General features: G+C 58.5%; 14 protein-coding genes and 1 pseudogene. 10 read left to right on the top strand and 5 right to left on the bottom strand.

Annotated features, from left to right (window positions below):
- Nucleotides 1-97 precede the first annotated feature (97 nt).
- The 3 genes and pseudogenes from ACA108_05600 to ybbA form a co-directional block, all read right to left on the bottom strand.
- Nucleotides 98-241: pseudogene (locus tag ACA108_05600) on the bottom strand (porin).
- 12 nt (nt 242-253) lie between these two features.
- Nucleotides 254-2,668, bottom strand: a complete 2,415-nt coding sequence (gene ybbP, locus ACA108_05595; GenBank protein XEX97007.1) for a putative ABC transporter permease subunit YbbP — start codon at nt 2,666-2,668, stop codon at nt 254-256.
- Entirely contained in the window at nt 2,665-3,351 is a 687-nt protein-coding gene (gene ybbA / locus ACA108_05590) for a putative ABC transporter ATP-binding protein YbbA (protein XEX97006.1), read from the bottom strand. The genes ybbP and ybbA overlap by 4 nt, the downstream gene beginning before the upstream one ends.
- Here ybbA and tesA point away from each other — a divergent pair.
- From tesA to ACA108_05565, 5 genes are all read left to right on the top strand, one after another.
- A complete protein-coding gene (gene tesA, locus ACA108_05585; protein ID XEX97005.1) occupies nt 3,319-3,948 on the top strand; it encodes a multifunctional acyl-CoA thioesterase I/protease I/lysophospholipase L1 in 630 nt (209 codons plus the stop codon). The two genes, ybbA and tesA, sit on opposite strands and share 33 nt — an antisense overlap.
- A 28-nt stretch (nt 3,949-3,976) precedes the next feature.
- Complete coding sequence (locus ACA108_05580; GenBank protein ID XEX97004.1) at nt 3,977-4,747, top strand: SDR family oxidoreductase; 771 nt, start codon at nt 3,977-3,979, stop codon at nt 4,745-4,747.
- Between the two features lie 57 nt (nt 4,748-4,804).
- Nucleotides 4,805-5,659, top strand: coding sequence for a co-chaperone YbbN (locus ACA108_05575; GenBank protein ID XEX97003.1), 855 nt, complete (start codon nt 4,805-4,807; stop codon nt 5,657-5,659).
- Nucleotides 5,660-5,960: 301 nt separating this feature from the next.
- Nucleotides 5,961-6,875 carry an SPFH domain-containing protein gene (locus tag ACA108_05570; protein XEX97002.1) on the top strand — a complete coding sequence of 305 codons (915 nt, stop codon included), beginning with the start codon at nt 5,961-5,963 and terminating at the stop codon, nt 6,873-6,875.
- On the top strand, nt 6,872-7,318 hold the full coding sequence (locus ACA108_05565) for an NfeD family protein (protein XEX97001.1): 447 nt from the start codon (nt 6,872-6,874) through the stop codon (nt 7,316-7,318). Before ACA108_05570 ends, ACA108_05565 begins: the two co-directional genes overlap by 4 nt.
- On the opposite strand, the gene cueR is transcribed toward ACA108_05565, so the two are convergent.
- On the bottom strand, nt 7,315-7,725 hold the full coding sequence (cueR, locus tag ACA108_05560) for a Cu(I)-responsive transcriptional regulator (GenBank protein XEX97000.1): 411 nt from the start codon (nt 7,723-7,725) through the stop codon (nt 7,315-7,317). The two genes, ACA108_05565 and cueR, sit on opposite strands and share 4 nt — an antisense overlap.
- 71 nt (nt 7,726-7,796) lie before the next feature.
- On the opposite strand from cueR, the gene copA reads away from it, so the two are divergent.
- The 3 genes from copA to ybaK all read left to right on the top strand — a co-directional run bounded on the left by copA (nt 7,797) and on the right by ybaK (nt 11,891).
- A complete protein-coding gene (gene copA, locus ACA108_05555; GenBank protein ID XEX98023.1) occupies nt 7,797-10,301 on the top strand; it encodes a copper-exporting P-type ATPase CopA in 2,505 nt (834 codons plus the stop codon).
- Nucleotides 10,302-10,401: 100 nt separating this feature from the next.
- Entirely contained in the window at nt 10,402-11,202 is an 801-nt protein-coding gene (locus ACA108_05550; GenBank protein ID XEX96999.1) for a TraB/GumN family protein, read from the top strand.
- Between the two features lie 209 nt (nt 11,203-11,411).
- Nucleotides 11,412-11,891, top strand: a complete 480-nt coding sequence (gene ybaK, locus ACA108_05545) for a Cys-tRNA(Pro)/Cys-tRNA(Cys) deacylase YbaK (protein ID XEX96998.1) — start codon at nt 11,412-11,414, stop codon at nt 11,889-11,891.
- A 24-nt stretch (nt 11,892-11,915) separates the two neighbouring features.
- Here the strand turns inward: ybaK and ushA are convergent, their stop codons facing one another.
- Entirely contained in the window at nt 11,916-13,568 is a 1,653-nt protein-coding gene (gene ushA / locus ACA108_05540) for a bifunctional UDP-sugar hydrolase/5'-nucleotidase UshA (protein XEX96997.1), read from the bottom strand.
- A gap of 181 nt (nt 13,569-13,749) precedes the next feature.
- Here ushA and ACA108_05535 point away from each other — a divergent pair, with 181 nt between their 5' ends.
- Together ACA108_05535 and ybaL are read left to right on the top strand one after the other, a co-directional pair.
- Nucleotides 13,750-14,958, top strand: a complete 1,209-nt coding sequence (locus ACA108_05535) for an MFS transporter (protein ID XEX96996.1) — start codon at nt 13,750-13,752, stop codon at nt 14,956-14,958.
- A 235-nt stretch (nt 14,959-15,193) separates the two neighbouring features.
- Entirely contained in the window at nt 15,194-16,888 is a 1,695-nt protein-coding gene (gene ybaL / locus ACA108_05530) for a YbaL family putative K(+) efflux transporter (GenBank protein XEX96995.1), read from the top strand.
- Nucleotides 16,889-16,921 lie beyond the last annotated feature (33 nt).

Raw genomic sequence — 16,921 nt, 5'->3', positions numbered from 1 at the left:
TTCAGCAGGACGAGGATTAACGCCTCGCTGTATTCGCAGAGGGTTTCGGGAATTGCAGTTTCTGGCGGGTAAATCTGCTTTACCCGCCCTGGCTTGATTAGAAGTCGTAGCGCAGACGCACCAGGTTCATGTCGCCCAGATCGTCGGTGCTGGAGGTGAACTCGTGTTCGTAATCCACGCGGAAGCCGTAGTCCAGCTGGAAGCTGACGCCCAGGCCTTTATCGATACGCTGCTTCCCCCTTTTCTGGATAAATCAGGCTACAAACTGCCGGAACAATGCTTTGCCTTTGAGCAGGCGGATGCCCAACCAGCCGCCGCACAGGGAAAGTAACACCGCGCCGGTAACGGGGAGGATAGCCCACAGCCGCCAGTCCGGCTCCCACGGGAAGTCGAACACCTTCGTTTGCAGCATGCCCAGCGCCGTCTCGGCACCGATGGCCGCCACCAGCCCGGAAACAAACCCCAGCACAGCAAACTCGCACCACAGCGTGGTTCGCAGCAGGCGCTTGCCGGCGCCCAGCGTGCGGTAGACCACCAGCTCCTGATGACGCTGGCGCATCCCCACCTGCACCTGGGCCAGCAGCAGCAGGACGCCGCAGGCGGTAACCAGCACAACCATGACCTCCAGCGCGCGGCTCACCTGCTCCAGCACCTGCCCAACCTGGCGCAGAATAGCCCCGATATCCAGCAGGCTGACCGTCGGGAATTCGCGGTTGAGCTGCGTTAACAGTGTGTTATTCCCCTCCCAGCGGAAGCTGGTGAGCCAGCTTTGCGGCTGGTTGTCCAGCGCGCCCGGCGGGAAGATAAAGTAGAAGTTAGGCCGCAGGCTTTCCCAGTCCACTTTGCGCAGGCTGGAGACTCTGGCCGAGAAGTCCTGGGTGTCGCCCATAAAGGTGACCGTATCCCCCAGTTTGATATTCAGGCGTTTTGCCACGCCCTCGTCCATTGAAACCTCGCCCGCTTTCGGCGGCCACTGCCCCGCCAGAATCGGATTGTGCTCCGGCTTCTGGCTTTGCCACGTCAGGTTAAGCTCGCGGTTCAGCGCTTCGTCCGGGTTGCCTTCGGTAGATTTGCCGTTAATAGCCGACAAGCGCACTCGCACAATAGGGTAGAAGGTTTCCGGGATCACCTGATGCTCGGCGAGGAAGGTTTTCACCGGCTGCACCTGATCGGTGGCGATGTTCAGCAGGAAGTAGTTCGGGCTTTCCGGCGGCATCTGCTGCTGCCAGCGGTCGAGCAGGTCGCCGCGCAGGACCAGCAGCAGGGCCAGCAGCATGAACGACAGCGAGAACGCGGCAAGCTGGCTTAACGTCGCCCACGGCTGGCGCAGCAGACGGTTCACCGCCAGGCGCAGCGCGAGGTTTTTCACCGTCAGCTTTTTGAGGATTTTCAGCACGCCCCAGCCGACGATGCCGCACAGCGCCGCCAGCACGACCGTTCCCGCCAGCACCGCCCATAGCAGGGTGCTTCCGCCCATCAGCAGCGCTAACAGCAGCACCACGACGACAGTAATGATCGGCAGATACACCCTGAGCGGCCAGACGCTGGCAACCGCGTCACGACGCAGCACGCGCAGGGGCTGGGTAGCCAGCAGCAGGCGATAAGGCCGCAGGCCGACCAGCAGTGAAATCACCACCATCGACCCCACGGCCCAGACCCACGGCCACAGGCTGGCAGGAGGAAGCGCCGCTGGCAGAACGGGCTTTAACAGCCTGATCAGCACCGCCTCAAACACCATTCCCGCCGCGCCGCCGGTGACTGCCGAAAGCAGAAGCACCATCAGCCACTGGCCGATGATTAACTTGCGCAGCGCCGCGCGCCCGGCCCCCAGCGTTTTCAGAATGGCAACCAGATCGTAGCGGCTGCGGCAGTAGTGGTTCATGGCCACCGCCACGGCGGCCACGGCTAACAGCAGGGTCAGCAGGGCAGAAAGCAGCAGGAACTGTTGAGAACGCTCAAGGGATTTACCCAGCGCCCCCTCGTCCTGCTCCAGCCCGTACCAGCGCTGCTCCGGTGTCAGCTTTGGTAGCAGGAAGTTTTCAAAGGATTCGATTTGCTGCGGCGTACCGCCAAACTTATAGCGCCAGGTGATGCGGCTGCCGGGCTGCACCGCGCCGGTTTTTGCTACGTCCGCCAGGTTCATCATCAGGCGTGGGGCCATCTGGAACGGATTAAAACCAGAATCCGGCTCCTGCACCACTTCCCCCGCAATGCGCAGCGTGGCATCCCCCACGTCAATATTGTCGCCCACCTTCAGGTTCAGCAGGGCCATCAGGCGCGGGGCCAGCAGCACGCTGCCCGGCTCGGGTTTCAGGCCGACAGGTTTCGTTTCCAGCTCGCCGTACATCGGGTAAACGCCGTCCACCGCTTTCACGCTTGCCAGCTGCGGCGTATCCCCCGCGAAGGTCATGGTGGCGAAAGTGAGTTGCTTACCCACTATCAGGCCGTCCTGCTTCGCCTGGTTCAGCCATGCTTCCGGCACCTCGCGAGCGCTGCGCAGCGCCCGGTCCCCCGCCATGAAGTCGCGGCTTTGCTGGTTAAGCCCCTGCTCCATGCGATCGCTGATGTTGCCCAGCGCCAGCACGCAGGCCACCGCAAGGCTCAGCGCCAGCCAGACGATAAGCAGCGAGGGCGAGCGCCACTCGCGCCAGAACCAGCGGGCTATCATGCTTCCTCCCACAGCTGCCCTTCACGCAGGCGCAGGCGGCGGTCGCAGCGGGCCGCCAGCTGTTCATCGTGGGTGACAAGAATAAGCGTGGTGGCGAAATCGCGGTTCAGAGAGAAAAGAAGATCGGCGATGCGGTCGCCGGTCTGGCGGTCCAGGTTGCCGGTTGGCTCGTCGGCAAACAGCACGCCGGGCCTGCCGTTAAACGCGCGGGCCAGCGCTACACGCTGCTGCTCGCCGCCGGAAAGCTGCGCCGGAAGGTGATCCAGGCGTTTGCCCAGGCCGAGCTGTTCGAGCAGGGCTTTGGCCTGGCTGCGGCTTGCGGAGTCGTTTTCCCCGCGCAGCAGCGCAGGCAGCTCAACGTTCTCCAGCGCGTTTAGCGTCGGGACCAGCATAAAAGACTGGAACACGAAGCCGACGTTTTTGGCCCGCAGCGCTGCCCTCGCCTCTTCGTCCATGGTATGCAGCGGCTGGCCGCAGAGATGCACTTCGCCCTCGCTGCCGTCGTCAAGACCTGCCAGAATCGCAAGCAATGTAGACTTGCCCGAGCCGGATTCACCGATCAGCGCGATGGTCTGCGCCGGTTTGACAACCAGCTCAACTCCGGTAAGGATGGAAAGCTGGTGATCCCCCTGACCTACGGACTTACTAAGATGATGAACTTCAACAATGTTTTCCGCTGGCATTTGCCCTTCCTGTTTCTGGCTTTGATGACCTTCCGCGCCGCTTATGCGGACACGTTGTTGATTCTGGGTGACAGCCTGAGCGCCGGATACCGCATGTCGGCAACCGCCGCCTGGCCTGCCCTGCTGGATTCGAAATGGCACCAGCAGGATACAAAAGTAGTTAACGCCAGCATCAGCGGTGACACCGCGCCGCAGGGGCTGGCACGCCTGCCTGCGTTGCTGAAACAGCACCAGCCGCGCTGGGTCTTAATTGAACTTGGTGGTAACGACGGCCTGCGCGGTTTTCAGCCTCAGGCCATCGAGAAAAGTTTGCGGCAGATTATCACCGACGTGAAGGCCGCTGACGCACAGCCTCTGCTGATGCAAATTCGCCTGCCCGCTAACTATGGCCGCCGGTATAATGAAGCCTTCGGCGCGATTTATCCGCAGCTTGCCAAAGAGTTTACTATTCCTCTGCTGCCGTTTTTTATGGAGGAAATCTACCTGAAACCGCAATGGATGCAGGATGACGGCATTCACCCTAACCGTGATGCCCAGCCGTTTATCGCCGACTGGATGGCGACCCGTCTGGCTCCTTTAGTTAACCACGACTCATGAATGTACGGGGCACCTCTCGGGTAAAGTTATGCAAAAATCTATTTTAATTACAGGTTGTTCCAGCGGGATTGGTCTCGCTTCCGCTAAAGCATTGCAGGCGGAGGGTTTCCGCATCCTGGCCGCCTGCCGGAAACCGGAAGACGTGGAGCGCATGAACCAGGCCGGATTTACCGGCGTGCTGCTCGATCTGGACGACCCGGAAAGCGTGACGCGCGCGGCAGCAGAGGTTATTGCCCTGACGGGCAATCGCCTGTACGGCCTGTTTAACAACGGCGGCTACGGCGTATACGGGCCGCTGCCGACGCTCTCCCGCGAGCAGCTTGAAGCGCAGTTCTCCACCAACTTTTTTGGCGCGCACCAGCTCACCATGCTGCTGCTGCCGGCCATGCTGCCGCACCGTGAAGGGCGCATCGTAATGACCAGCTCGGTGATGGGGCTGATTGCTACGCCGGGGCGTGGTGCTTACGCCGCCAGTAAATATGCGCTGGAGGCCTGGTCCGACACGCTGCGCATGGAGCTACACCACAGCGGCATTAAGGTCAGTTTGATCGAACCCGGCCCGATTCGCACACAATTTACCGAGAACGTTAACCAGACGCTGGCCGATAAACCCGTGGAAAACCCAGGCATCGCCGCGCGTTTTACCCTTGGCCCGGAAGCGGTAGTGGAAAAAGTGCGCCATGCTTTTGAGAGCAATAAACCGAAGTTACGCTACCCGGTGACGCTGGTCGCCCACGCGATGTCATGGCTACGCCGCCTGCTGCCGGGCCGCGCGCTGGATAAAATTTTACGTGGTTGAGTTGAAGCGCCGCTCCTCGCCCCCATGTAAAAACAAATCGTTATAAGGAATTGATTCATGTCAGCCGAATACATTATCGACATTACCGAAGCGAACCTGCACCAGACCCTGGAGCAATCCGTCGCCACGCCAGTGCTGTTCTACTTCTGGTCCGCCCGCAGCCAGCATTGTGAAGAGCTGACGCCGGTGCTGGACAGGCTGGCCGCGCAGTATCAGGGCCAGTTTATTCTCGCCAAAGTAGACTGCGACGCAGAGCAGATGGTGGCGTCCCAGTTCGGGCTACGCAGCATTCCAACCGTTTATCTGTTCCAGAACGGTCAGCCGGTAGACGGCTTCCAGGGGCCGCAGCCGGAAGAGGCTATTCGCGCCCTGCTGGAAAAAGTGCTGCCGCGTGAAGAAGAGTTAAAGGCCCAGGAGGCCATGCTGCTGGTGCAGGAAGGCAAGCACGCCGAAGCGCTGCCGCTGCTGAAGGATGCGTGGCAGATCTCAAATCAGAACAGTGAGATTGGCCTGCTGCTGGCGGAAGTGCAGATTGCCCTGAACCGCAGCGACGACGCCGAAGCCGTGCTGAAAACCATTCCGCTGCAGGATCAGGATACCCGCTACCAGGGGCTGGTCGCGCAGATCGACTTGCTTAAGCAGGCGGCGGATACGCCGGAGATCCAGCAGCTTCAGCAGCAGGTCGATGGGGACCCTGAAAACGCACTGCTCGCAAGCCAGCTGGCGCTGCAGTTGCATCAGGTCGGCCGTAATGAGGAAGCTCTGGAGCTGCTGTACACCCATCTGAAGAAAGATTTGGGTGCCGCCGACGGTAACGTGCGCAAAATGCTGATGGAAATTCTGGCCGCACTCGGCACCGGCGACGCGCTGGCCTCTAAGTACCGCCGCCAGATGTACTCACTGCTTTACTGATAACGAAAAACAAAAGGCCGACGTTAATTTCGTCGGCCTTTTTTTATTCTTAATGATACACCCGTATTCTGCCGTCCACCCCGTGCGGGCTTAACAACGCCTGCCACAGCTGAATATTGCGCGCCCGGAAAGTCCCGCCCCATCCGCAGCCGATAGCCAGCAGCTTCATTCCTGAGCCTGATTGACAGATTACCCTGCAACTCTCCTGCCGCCTGAAACTATTCCACATACCGGGGTGGAAGTCGCTGAATGTTTATCCGTCTGCGAGTAAACTAGAGTGAAAACAACCAGGAGGTTTTTAATGTTAATCGTCATTCCAGTACTTATTCTCGTCGCGCTGATTATCGTGGGTGCCGGGGTAAAAATCGTGCCTCAGGGCTACCAGTGGACGGTCGAGCGCTTTGGCCGCTATACGAAAACGCTGATGCCGGGCCTGAGCCTCGTGGTGCCGTTTATGGACCGCGTTGGCCGCAAAATCAATATGATGGAGCAGGTGTTAGATATCCCATCTCAGGAGGTCATCTCCAAAGATAACGCCAACGTGGCTATCGACGCCGTCTGCTTTATTCAGGTCGTGGACGCGCCGCGCGCGGCCTACGAGGTGAGCAATCTAGAGCTGGCGATTATCAACCTGACCATGACCAACATCCGTACCGTGCTGGGTTCGATGGAGCTGGATGAAATGCTCTCCCAGCGCGACAACATCAACACCCGCCTGCTGCACATCGTCGATGAAGCGACCAACCCGTGGGGTATTAAGATCACCCGCGTTGAGATCCGCGACGTACGTCCGCCGACTGAGCTTATCGATGCGATGAATGCGCAGATGAAGGCCGAGCGAACCAAGCGCGCCTATATTCTGGAAGCAGAAGGGATCCGCCAGGCGCAGATCGTCAAGGCGGAGGGTGAGAAGCAGTCGAAGATCCTGAAGGCCGAAGGCGAGCGCCAGTCCGCCTTCTTACAGGCAGAGGCCCGTGAGCGTAGCGCCGAAGCGGAAGCCCGCGCCACGCAAATGGTGTCAGAGGCCATCGCCAAAGGGGATATCCAGGCGGTGAACTACTTCGTCGCACAGAAATATACCGACGCGCTGCAGCAGATCGGTTCGGCGAACAACAGCAAAGTGGTGCTGATGCCGCTGGATGCCACCAGCCTGATGGGCTCCATTGCCGGGATCAGCGAACTTATCGCGCAAAGCGGTAACGAGCGTAAAAAATGATCGCCCTGCTGTTTGCCCACGCGCATATCTTCTGGCTGACGCTGGGGGGGCTGCTGTTGGCAGCCGAAATGCTGGGTGCCAGCGGTTATCTGCTGTGGAGCGGCGTGGCGGCAGTGGTCACTGGCCTGCTGGTGTGGGTCTTGCCGTTAGGCTGGGAGTGGCAGGGCGTGTGCTTTGCCGTGCTGACGCTGGTCGCCGCCTTCCTCTGGTGGCGCTGGCTCGCTACGCGCAAGCAGCAGGAGCCGGGTGAAGTGCTGAACCAGCGCGGACACCAGCTGATTGGCCATCATCTGCGCCTGGAGACGGCGCTGGTAAATGGCCGGGGGCACATCCGCGTCGCCGACAGCTCCTGGCCCGTGATGGCAGACAGCGATCTGCCTGCGGGCAGCGAGGTGGTGGTGGTCGCCGTCGAGGGGATTACCCTTAAGGTACAGCCGCGTTAATCCGCCTTCTGGCGATGGCAGCAGCCGGACAGGTTGTCGATAATCGGGCAGTCGGCGCCGTCATCGCCGGGGCAGGCCTCAGCCAGCGTCAGGAGCTGCTGGCGCATCGCCTGCAGTTCATCGATGTGATTTTCAATCTCCGCCACCTTTTGCAGCGTTCTGGCCTTCACATCGGAACTGTGCCGCGCAGGATCGTTAAACAGATTCACCAGCTCGCGGCACTCTTCGAGGTTAAACCCCACCTGGCGGGACTGGCGTAACAGCGTCAGCTCATCAACATGCTTCTGCGTGTAGGTCCGGTAGCCATTTTCGGCGCGAAACGGCGGCGTCACCAGCCCTTTCTCCTCGTAAAAACGAATCGCCTTGCTGGTCAAACCGGTCTTTTTCGCCACGTCGCTGATATTCATGATTCCTCCTTGACCTTCCCCTGACTGGAAGGTTTAAGCTTACCATACTCGCAAAAATAAGGAGTCTGATGATGTCTCAAGTTATCGATCTAACCCTGGATGGCCTGTCCTGCGGCCACTGTGTCAAACGCGTCAAAGCGAGCCTCGAGCAGCGTCCCGATGTGGAACAGGCGGAAGTCACGCAAACCCACGCCCGCGTGACCGGCAGTGCAAAACCGGAAGCTCTGGTTGAAACCGTGAAGCAGGCGGGATACGAAGCCGAGGTTGCAAGCCACCCAAAGGCTGAGCCGCTGACAGAAGAGTCATCAACCCCGTCGGAAGCACTGACAGCGGTCTCCCCTACGCTTCCGGCAGCCAGCGATGATGACAGCCAGCAGCTGTTGATCAACGGCATGAGCTGCGCCAGCTGCGTCTCCCGCGTTCAGACTGCTTTGCAGAAAGTTCCGGGGGTCAGCCAGGCACGGGTAAACCTTGCCGAGCGCAGCGCCCTGATTATGGGCACTGCCTCTGCAGAATCCTTAATTAAGGCAGTGGAGAGCGCCGGTTACGGTGCCGAAGCGATTGAAGACGACGCCGAGCGCCGCGAACGGCAGCAGGAAACAGCCAATGCCGCCACGAAGCGCTTCCGCTGGCAGGCTATTCTTGCGCTGGCGGTGGGCGTCCCCGTGATGATCTGGGGAATGCTCGGCGACAATATGATGCTCACCGAGGATAACCGCTCCATCTGGATGACCATTGGTGTCATTACCCTGGTGGTGATGATTGTTGCCGGGGGCCACTTCTACCGCAGTGCCTGGCGCAGCCTGATGAACCGTACTGCCACCATGGATACTCTCGTGGCACTGGGTACCGGGGCTGCATGGCTTTACTCGATAACCGTCAACATCTGGCCGCAGCACTTCCCGATGGAGGCGCGCCATCTCTATTACGAAGCCAGCTCGATGATCATCGGCCTGATAAACCTCGGCCATATGCTTGAACAGCGCGCCCGCCAGCGCTCTTCGAAGGCGCTGGAACGTCTGCTGGATTTAACGCCGCCAACCGCCCGAGTGGTGACGGAAGAAGGCGAGAAATCTCTGCCTCTTGCTGAAGTTACGGCGGGAATGACGCTGCGCCTGACCACCGGCGACCGTGTTCCCGTTGACGGCGAAATCAGCCAGGGCGAAGCCTGGTTTGATGAAGCGATGCTGACCGGCGAGCCGGTTCCGCAGCAGAAAACGGACGGTGACAGCATTCATGCCGGGACGGTCGTGCAGGACGGCAGCGTGCTGTTCCGCGCCACGGCAACCGGCAGCCACACCACGCTGTCCCGTATTATCCGCATGGTGCGCCAGGCGCAAAGCAGCAAGCCGGAAATTGGCCAGTTGGCGGATAAAATCTCCGCCGTATTTGTACCCGTAGTGGTGCTGATTGCCCTGTTCAGCGCCGCTGTCTGGTATTTCGTCGGTCCCGCTCCGCAGATTGTTTATACGCTGGTAATCGCCACTACCGTGCTGATTATCGCCTGTCCTTGTGCGCTGGGGCTGGCAACGCCAATGTCGATTATTTCCGGCGTAGGCCGCGCCGCCGAATTTGGCGTGCTGGTGCGCGATGCCGATGCGCTTCAGCGGGCCAGCACCCTGGACACCATCGTCTTTGATAAGACGGGTACGCTAACTGAGGGCAAGCCACAGGTTGTGGCGGTGCTGACCGGCGACGAAATGTCCGAAAGCGAAGCCGTTCGCCTGGCCGCCGCGCTGGAGCAAGGTTCGAGCCACCCGCTGGCCCGTGCGATCCTGGACAAGGCAGAATCGGCAGCGTTACCGCAGGTTAACGGCTTCCGCACCCTGCGCGGGCTGGGCGTCAGCGGCGAAGCGGAAGGCCATAGTCTGCTGCTGGGCAACAAGGCGCTGCTTGACGAACAGAAGATTGACACCGCAGCCTGGGAGGAAGAAATAGAAGCGCAGGCCAGCAAAGGGGCTACGCCGGTTCTGCTGGCCGTCGATGGAAAATTTGCCGCCCTGTTTACCATTCGCGATCCGCTGCGCGCTGACAGCGTGAGCGCCCTTCAGCGCCTGCACCGCAACGGCTACCGCCTGGTGATGCTGACCGGGGATAACCAGACCACGGCTAACGCCATCGCCAAAGAAGCGGGCATCGACGAAGTCATTGCGGGAGTCCTGCCGGATGGTAAAGCCGAAGCGATTAAAAAGCTCCAGCAGGAGGGTCGTCAGGTGGCGATGGTGGGCGACGGTATTAACGACGCTCCGGCCCTGGCCCAGGCGGAAGTGGGCATTGCCATGGGCGGCGGCAGCGATGTGGCTATCGAAACCGCAGCCATTACGCTGATGCGCCACAGCCTGGTTGGGGTGGCCGACGCGCTGGCGATTTCCAAAGCAACTCTGCGCAACATGAAGCAGAACCTGATGGGGGCCTTCGTCTATAACACGCTGGGTATTCCGATTGCCGCTGGCGTGCTTTACCCGCTGACCGGCACGCTGCTTAACCCGGTGGTGGCTGGCGCGGCAATGGCGCTCTCGTCCATTACCGTGGTGAGCAACGCGAATCGGTTATTGCGGTTTAAGCCGAAGGATTAATTGCCGGATGACGCTTCGCTTATCCGGCCTACGGGCCGGGTAAATTTGCACCTTTCCCCCCGCAGCGGTAGCATGACTTTTTAGCCAGGGAATCTGCTCTATGGGTCTGCTATCGCGAATTAGCGCATTCTTTTCAAGCCTTTCTGCCACACGCTATCCCTGGCCCGCACTTGATATCGTTCTGCCTGGCAATCGTCATCTTCATCTTGTGGGCAGTATTCATATGGGCACAAGCGATATGGCACCGCTGTCTGAACGCCTGATCGCTAAGCTCCGTGATGCTGACGCGCTGATTGTCGAAGCCGACATTACCGAAGGCGCATCGCCTTTCTCCCATGATATCGAAGAAATCCCGCTTGAAGAGCGCCTGTCGCCCGCTGACTGGCAGCAGGTCGTCAGCCTGGCAAACGAGATGGGGGTTTCTCTTGGCGCGATTGACACTCAGCCCGCCTGGCAGATTGCTCTGGTGCTTCAGGCCCATCAGGCCCAGCGCCTGGGGCTTCGCCCGGATTTTGGCATTGATTTTCAACTGCTCGAAGCCGCAAAAGCAATGTCGGTGCCGGTGGTGGAACTGGAGGGCGCACAAAGCCAGATGGACATCCTCATGCAGCTACCGGACGGCGGTATGCCGCTGCTGAGCGACACGCTGACCCACTGGCACACCAACGCGCGCCTGCTGCAGATGATGATCGGCTGGTGGCTGGAATCCCCTCCGCAGCAGGAAAACATTCACCTACCAAATACCTTTAGCGATGAACTATACGATGTTCTGATGCATCGACGTAACCGGCAGTGGCTGGATTTTCTGCAGAAGCTGCCCGCCGGGCATTACGTGGTGGCGGTGGGCGCACTGCATTTATACGGGGAAGGTAATTTACCTGAGCTCTTGAAAAACAAGTAAAAAAATGGCCAATATTGCTATTGGCCCGTCAAAGAGGAATAAGTTTATTATTGTTGTTATTTCAGCCGATTTAACGACCGAAGCCTGAATTGTCGCTCAATGTGGCGATGAACGCTATCACTATTAAGCAGCAATAGACTATCAATAAAAGATATCATCTGTATTACAACTCTGTGCGATTTTGAGACAACTTTTGCAGGAAACATGACATGACTCCCGCCGTTAAGCTCCTCGAGAAGAATAAAATCCCCTTCCGTCTCCACACCTACGATCACGATCCCAGTGAAACGAACTTTGGCGACGAGGTGGTCCGCAAGCTGGGCCTGAACGCCGAGCAGGTCTATAAAACGCTGCTGGTGGCCATTAATGGCGACATGAAACAGCTGGCGGTAGCGGTGACGCCGGTTTCCGGGCAGCTGGATCTGAAAAAGGTTGCCAAAGCGCTGGGCGCGAAGAAGGTTGATATGGCCGACCCAATGGTTGCCCAACGCGTGACCGGCTACCTGGTCGGTGGGATCAGTCCTTTAGGACAAAAAAAGCACCTGCAGACGGTGATCGACGCTCCCGCCCAGGCATTTGCGACAATCTATATTTCCGGCGGCAGGCGCGGGCTGGATATCGAACTGGCCGCCAGCGATCTGGCCACGACGCTGGGCGCGACCTTTGCGGATATCGCCCGTCGGGATTAAAAACCTGGCGGGCGATGGCGCTTATTACTGCCAGCTCACCTCACCTTTCGGTTCGTAAGTATTCACATCCAGCGGTGAGCTTTGTTCGATGTACTGCTTCAGCACCTCCGCATCCACAAAGCCGGTATTCACGTAGCCGGGCTTTTTGTCGATGGCCGGGTAGCCGTCGCCGCCGGTGGCGTTAAAGCTCAGCGTTGCCATGCGGTAGGTTTTGGCCGGGTCAACGGGTGCGCCTTTGATTTTTAAATCCTGCAGCCCGTTAGCCGTGGCCACAAAGCTAACGTTGGCAAACTGCGGATAGGCGCCTGAATCTGGGGTTTTCTTCGCCACTTCCGTCAGGTAATCCGTCACTTCCTTGCCCGACATATCCACGTACGCCACGGTGTTACCGAACGGCTGCACCTTAAGCACGTCTTTATAGGTGATATCGCCCGCTTCGATAGAGTCACGAATGCCGCCGCCGCTCATCACTGCAAAATCTGCGCCGGTGCGCGCCATTTGCGCGCCGAGGATCACGCGCGCCAGGTTAGTCTGCACGAAGCGGACTTTGCTGCGGTCCCCTTCCAGATGCCCGTTAACGCTGCCGACCTTCACTTTTAACTGCGACTGCCCTTTACGCTGGAACGGCGTCAGCAGCGAAAGCATTCTCTGATTCTCAGAAATTTGCGGCGTGTAAAGTACGCGCTCACTTTCGCCGTTGTCGTAGGTGATCTTCTTCTTCAGGTTGATGGGAATCAGCTGATAACGCACCAGCTTCATCTCGCCGTTGCGGAACTCAAAATCAGCACGGCCAACGTACTTGCCCCATTCATGGGCCTGCACAATCCAGGTGCCGTTCTGCTTGTCCGGCGCGCAGGGCGTACCCGGCACGTAATCCGCATCTTTTTTGTTCTCCGACGCCATGCAGACCGGATTTTGTGAGTGACCACCCACAATCATGGTCAACGCGCCCGTGGGCAGGCTGCGCGCCATCTCCACATCGCCCGGCGCGTTTGAGCCGTGATTGCCGTTATCGTAGTGGCCCATGTGGGTCGTCGCGATAATCACATCCGGCTTTTCGTTGGCCTGCAGATCCTGAATCACCAGTTTGGCTTCATCCGCAGGCTTGCGGAATTCGATATCAGTGAAGAATTCAGGATTCCCTATTTTCGCCGTATCATCGGTGGTCAGGCCGATAACGGCAATTTTGATCCCCTGCGGCTGGAAGATGGCCCAGGGTTTGAAGAGTCGCTCCCCGGTGCTTTTCTGATAGATATTCGCGGACAGGAAGGGGAATTTAGCCCATTTCTCCTGCTGGCGCAGAACGGTAAGAGGGTTATCAAATTCATGATTACCGACTGCCATCGCATCGTAACCAATGAGATTCATGCCGCGAAAATCAGGCTCGGCGTCCTGCAGATCGGATTCAGGCACGCCGGTATTGATGTCGCCGCCGGAAAGCAGCAGTACGCTGCCGCCCTCTTCAGCAACTTCCTTCCGCACGCTGTCCACCAGCGTTTTCTGCGCGGCCAGGCCGTATTCCCCGTGCTCGTTGCGCCAGAAGTGACCGTGATGATCGTTGGTATGCAGGATGGTTATTTTGTAGGTCTTATCTTTTTCCCACGCCAGCGCAGATGCGCTCGTCAGACTTAATGCCACCAGTAACGCCGTGGCTACCCCTTTAATTGCGAAACGCATTGAAATTCTCCATTTTCTTAAACCTGAACCATTATCAGAATGTTAGCAGGATAGACAAATAAGTTTTATTAATTGCGACTTTCCTCAAATCTCGCCTGCAGGTATGTTAGCAGGGTAACAATAACCTACGGATACGCCCGCTATCCGTTTAAAAATAATAATCAGATTCTCACAGGTATTTATGGCAACCTCCGAACAGACGCTCACGCCGTCGGATGCGAAAAAGGCGCGCACTTCCTTTGGTATTTTAGGGGCTATCAGCCTCTCGCATCTGCTTAACGATATGATTCAGTCGCTGATTCTCGCGCTCTACCCCCTGCTGCAGGCTGAATTCTCGCTAAGCTTCGTGCAGATCGGCATGATCACCCTCACCTTCCAGCTTGCTTCATCGCTTCTGCAGCCCGTGGTGGGCTACTACACCGATAAATACCCGATGCCGTGGTCGCTGCCGATTGGCATGTGCTTCACGTTATGCGGCCTGATCCTGCTGGCGCTGGCAGGCAGCTTCCCTATGGTGCTGCTGGCGGCGGCGCTGGTGGGTACAGGTTCTTCTATTTTCCACCCAGAGTCCTCACGCGTAGCGCGTATGGCTTCCGGCGGTCGCCACGGCCTGGCGCAGTCCCTGTTCCAGGTGGGCGGCAACTTCGGCAGTTCGCTGGGGCCACTGCTGGCCGCGCTAATTATCGCGCCATACGGCAAAGGTAACGTTGCCTGGTTCGTGCTGGCCGCGCTGCTGGCGATTGTGGTGCTGCTGCAGATTAGTCGCTGGTACGCCGCGCAGCATCTGATGTCCAAAGGTAAAGCAAAAGTCCCGGTGGTCAACCCGCTGCCGCGTAATAAAGTGATTCTGGCCGTCTCGATTCTACTGATGCTGATCTTTTCGAAATACTTCTATATGGCAAGCATCAGCAGCTACTACACCTTCTATCTGATGCATAAGTTTGGTCTGTCCATCCAGAGCGCCCAGTTCCACCTGTTTGCATTTCTGTTTGCCGTTGCCGCAGGGACGGTGATCGGCGGGCCGCTGGGCGACAAAATTGGCCGTAAATACGTGATTTGGGGTTCCATCCTCGGCGTCGCGCCCTTTACCCTGATTTTGCCTTACGCCACGCTTTACTGGACCGGCATTCTGACGGTAATTATTGGGTTTATTCTCGCCTCGGCTTTCTCGGCGATTCTGGTCTACGCCCAGGAGCTGATGCCTGGCCGTATCGGTATGGTTTCCGGGCTGTTTTTCGGCTTCGCCTTCGGGATGGGCGGCCTTGGCGCCGCCGTATTAGGCCTGGTGGCAGACCATACGAGCATCGAGCTGGTCTACAAAATCTGCGCCTTCCTACCATTGCTGGGCATTTTGACCGTATTCCTGCCTGATAACCGCCACAAAGCTTAGCTTTTCCCGGCCAAAGCCTTGCTTTGGCCGGCCCTCCTTTCCAGACATTCAAAGACATTCCTCACCATAAGTGGCTGAAATAGTGCTCAGCCTGCTTTATTTGTCGAAATGCGCCTTTTAGGTAACCTTCATTAATTATTCATCCACGCCGATAATGAATTTGTCATAAACTGTTACAGTGACCAATGGATCTTCAGCCTGATTTTTGGACCTTACGCTAACGAAAGGAGACGGAATGCATCACGCGACACCGCTTATCACCACCATTGTCGGCGGCCTTGTGCTCGCTTTTTTACTGGGGATGCTCGCCAACAAGCTGCGTATCTCCCCCCTGGTGGGCTATCTATTAGCTGGGGTGTTAGCGGGTCCGTTTACCCCGGGCTTTGTGGCAGATACCAAGCTTGCTCCTGAACTGGCGGAGCTAGGCGTTATTCTGCTGATGTTTGGCGTGGGGCTGCACTTTTCCCTGAAGGATTTAATGGCGGTAAAGAATATCGCCATTCCCGGCGCGATAGCACAGATTGCCGTCGCTACGCTGCTGGGCATGGCGCTTTCGTCGCTGATGGGCTGGTCGCTGATGACCGGCATCGTCTTTGGGCTGTGCCTCTCCACCGCCAGCACCGTAGTACTGCTGCGGGCGCTTGAGGAGCGGCAGCTTATCGACAGCCAGCGCGGGCAAATCGCCATCGGCTGGCTGATCGTTGAAGATTTAGTGATGGTGTTAACCCTGGTGCTGCTGCCAGCGGTCGCGGGCATGATGGAGAAAGGCGACGTCGGGCTGGCTACGCTCTCCCTGGATATGGGGATCACCATCGGCAAGGTCGTGGCGTTTATCGCCATCATGCTGGTTGTGGGCCGCCGCCTGGTACCGTGGATTCTGGCTCGCAGTGCCGCCACCGGCTCCCGCGAACTGTTTACGCTTTCCGTGCTGGCCCTGGCGCTGGGCATCGCGTTTGGCGCGGTCGAACTGTTTGACGTTTCCTTTGCGCTTGGCGCCTTTTTCGCCGGTATGGTGCTGAACGAATCTGAGCTAAGCCACCGCGCGGCGCACGATACTCTGCCCTTGCGCGACGCCTTCGCCGTGCTGTTCTTCGTCTCCGTCGGCATGCTGTTTGACCCACTGATCCTGATTCAGGAGCCGCTGGCCGTGCTCGGCACGCTGGCCATTATCATCTTTGGTAAGTCTGTGGCGGCCTTCGGCCTGGTGCGCATGTTTGGTCATTCCCAGCGTACGGCCCTGACCATCGCCACCAGTCTGGCGCAAATCGGTGAGTTTGCGTTTATCCTGGCGGGCCTGGGCATGGCGCTGAACCTGCTGCCGCAAAACGGCCAGAATCTGGTGCTGGCCGGGGCGATTCTGTCGATTATGCTCAATCCGATTCTGTTTGCCGTGCTTGAGCGCTATCTCGAAAAAACCGAGACCCTCGACGAGCAGACGCTGGAAGAAGTTGTAGAAGACGAAAAGCAGATCCCAGTGGATATCTGCCATCATGCCCTGCTGGTTGGCTTTGGCCGTGTGGGAAGCCTGCTGGGCGAGAAGCTGATGGCACAGGGCATCCCGCTGGTGGTGGTCGAAACTTCCCGCAGCCGCGTGGACGAGCTGCGTGAACGCGGCATTCGTGCCGTGCTGGGCAACGCCGCTAACGAAGAGATAATGAATCTGGCGCATCTGGACTGCGCCCGCTGGCTGCTGCTGACCATCCCGAACGGCTACGAAGCCGGAGAGATTGTGGCGGCCGCCAGGGCAAAATGCCCGGACATTGAGATTATTGCCCGCGCGCATTACGACGATGAGGTGGATTACATCACCGAGCGCGGCGCAAATGAGGTCGTGATGGGCGAGCGGGAGATTGCTAATACGATGATGGGGCTGCTGGATAAACCTGCGGAGGTGCCGGATGGCGCTGACGTTTATCCGGCCTACAAATAATCTGCTGAACTGCCGGATGGCGCTGACGTTTAT

The sequence above is a fragment of the Dryocola sp. LX212 genome (assembly GCA_041504365.1).
In the GTDB taxonomy this organism is placed as follows: Bacteria; Pseudomonadota; Gammaproteobacteria; order Enterobacterales; family Enterobacteriaceae; genus Dryocola.
This window is presented reverse-complemented; position numbering and strand designations above follow the sequence as displayed.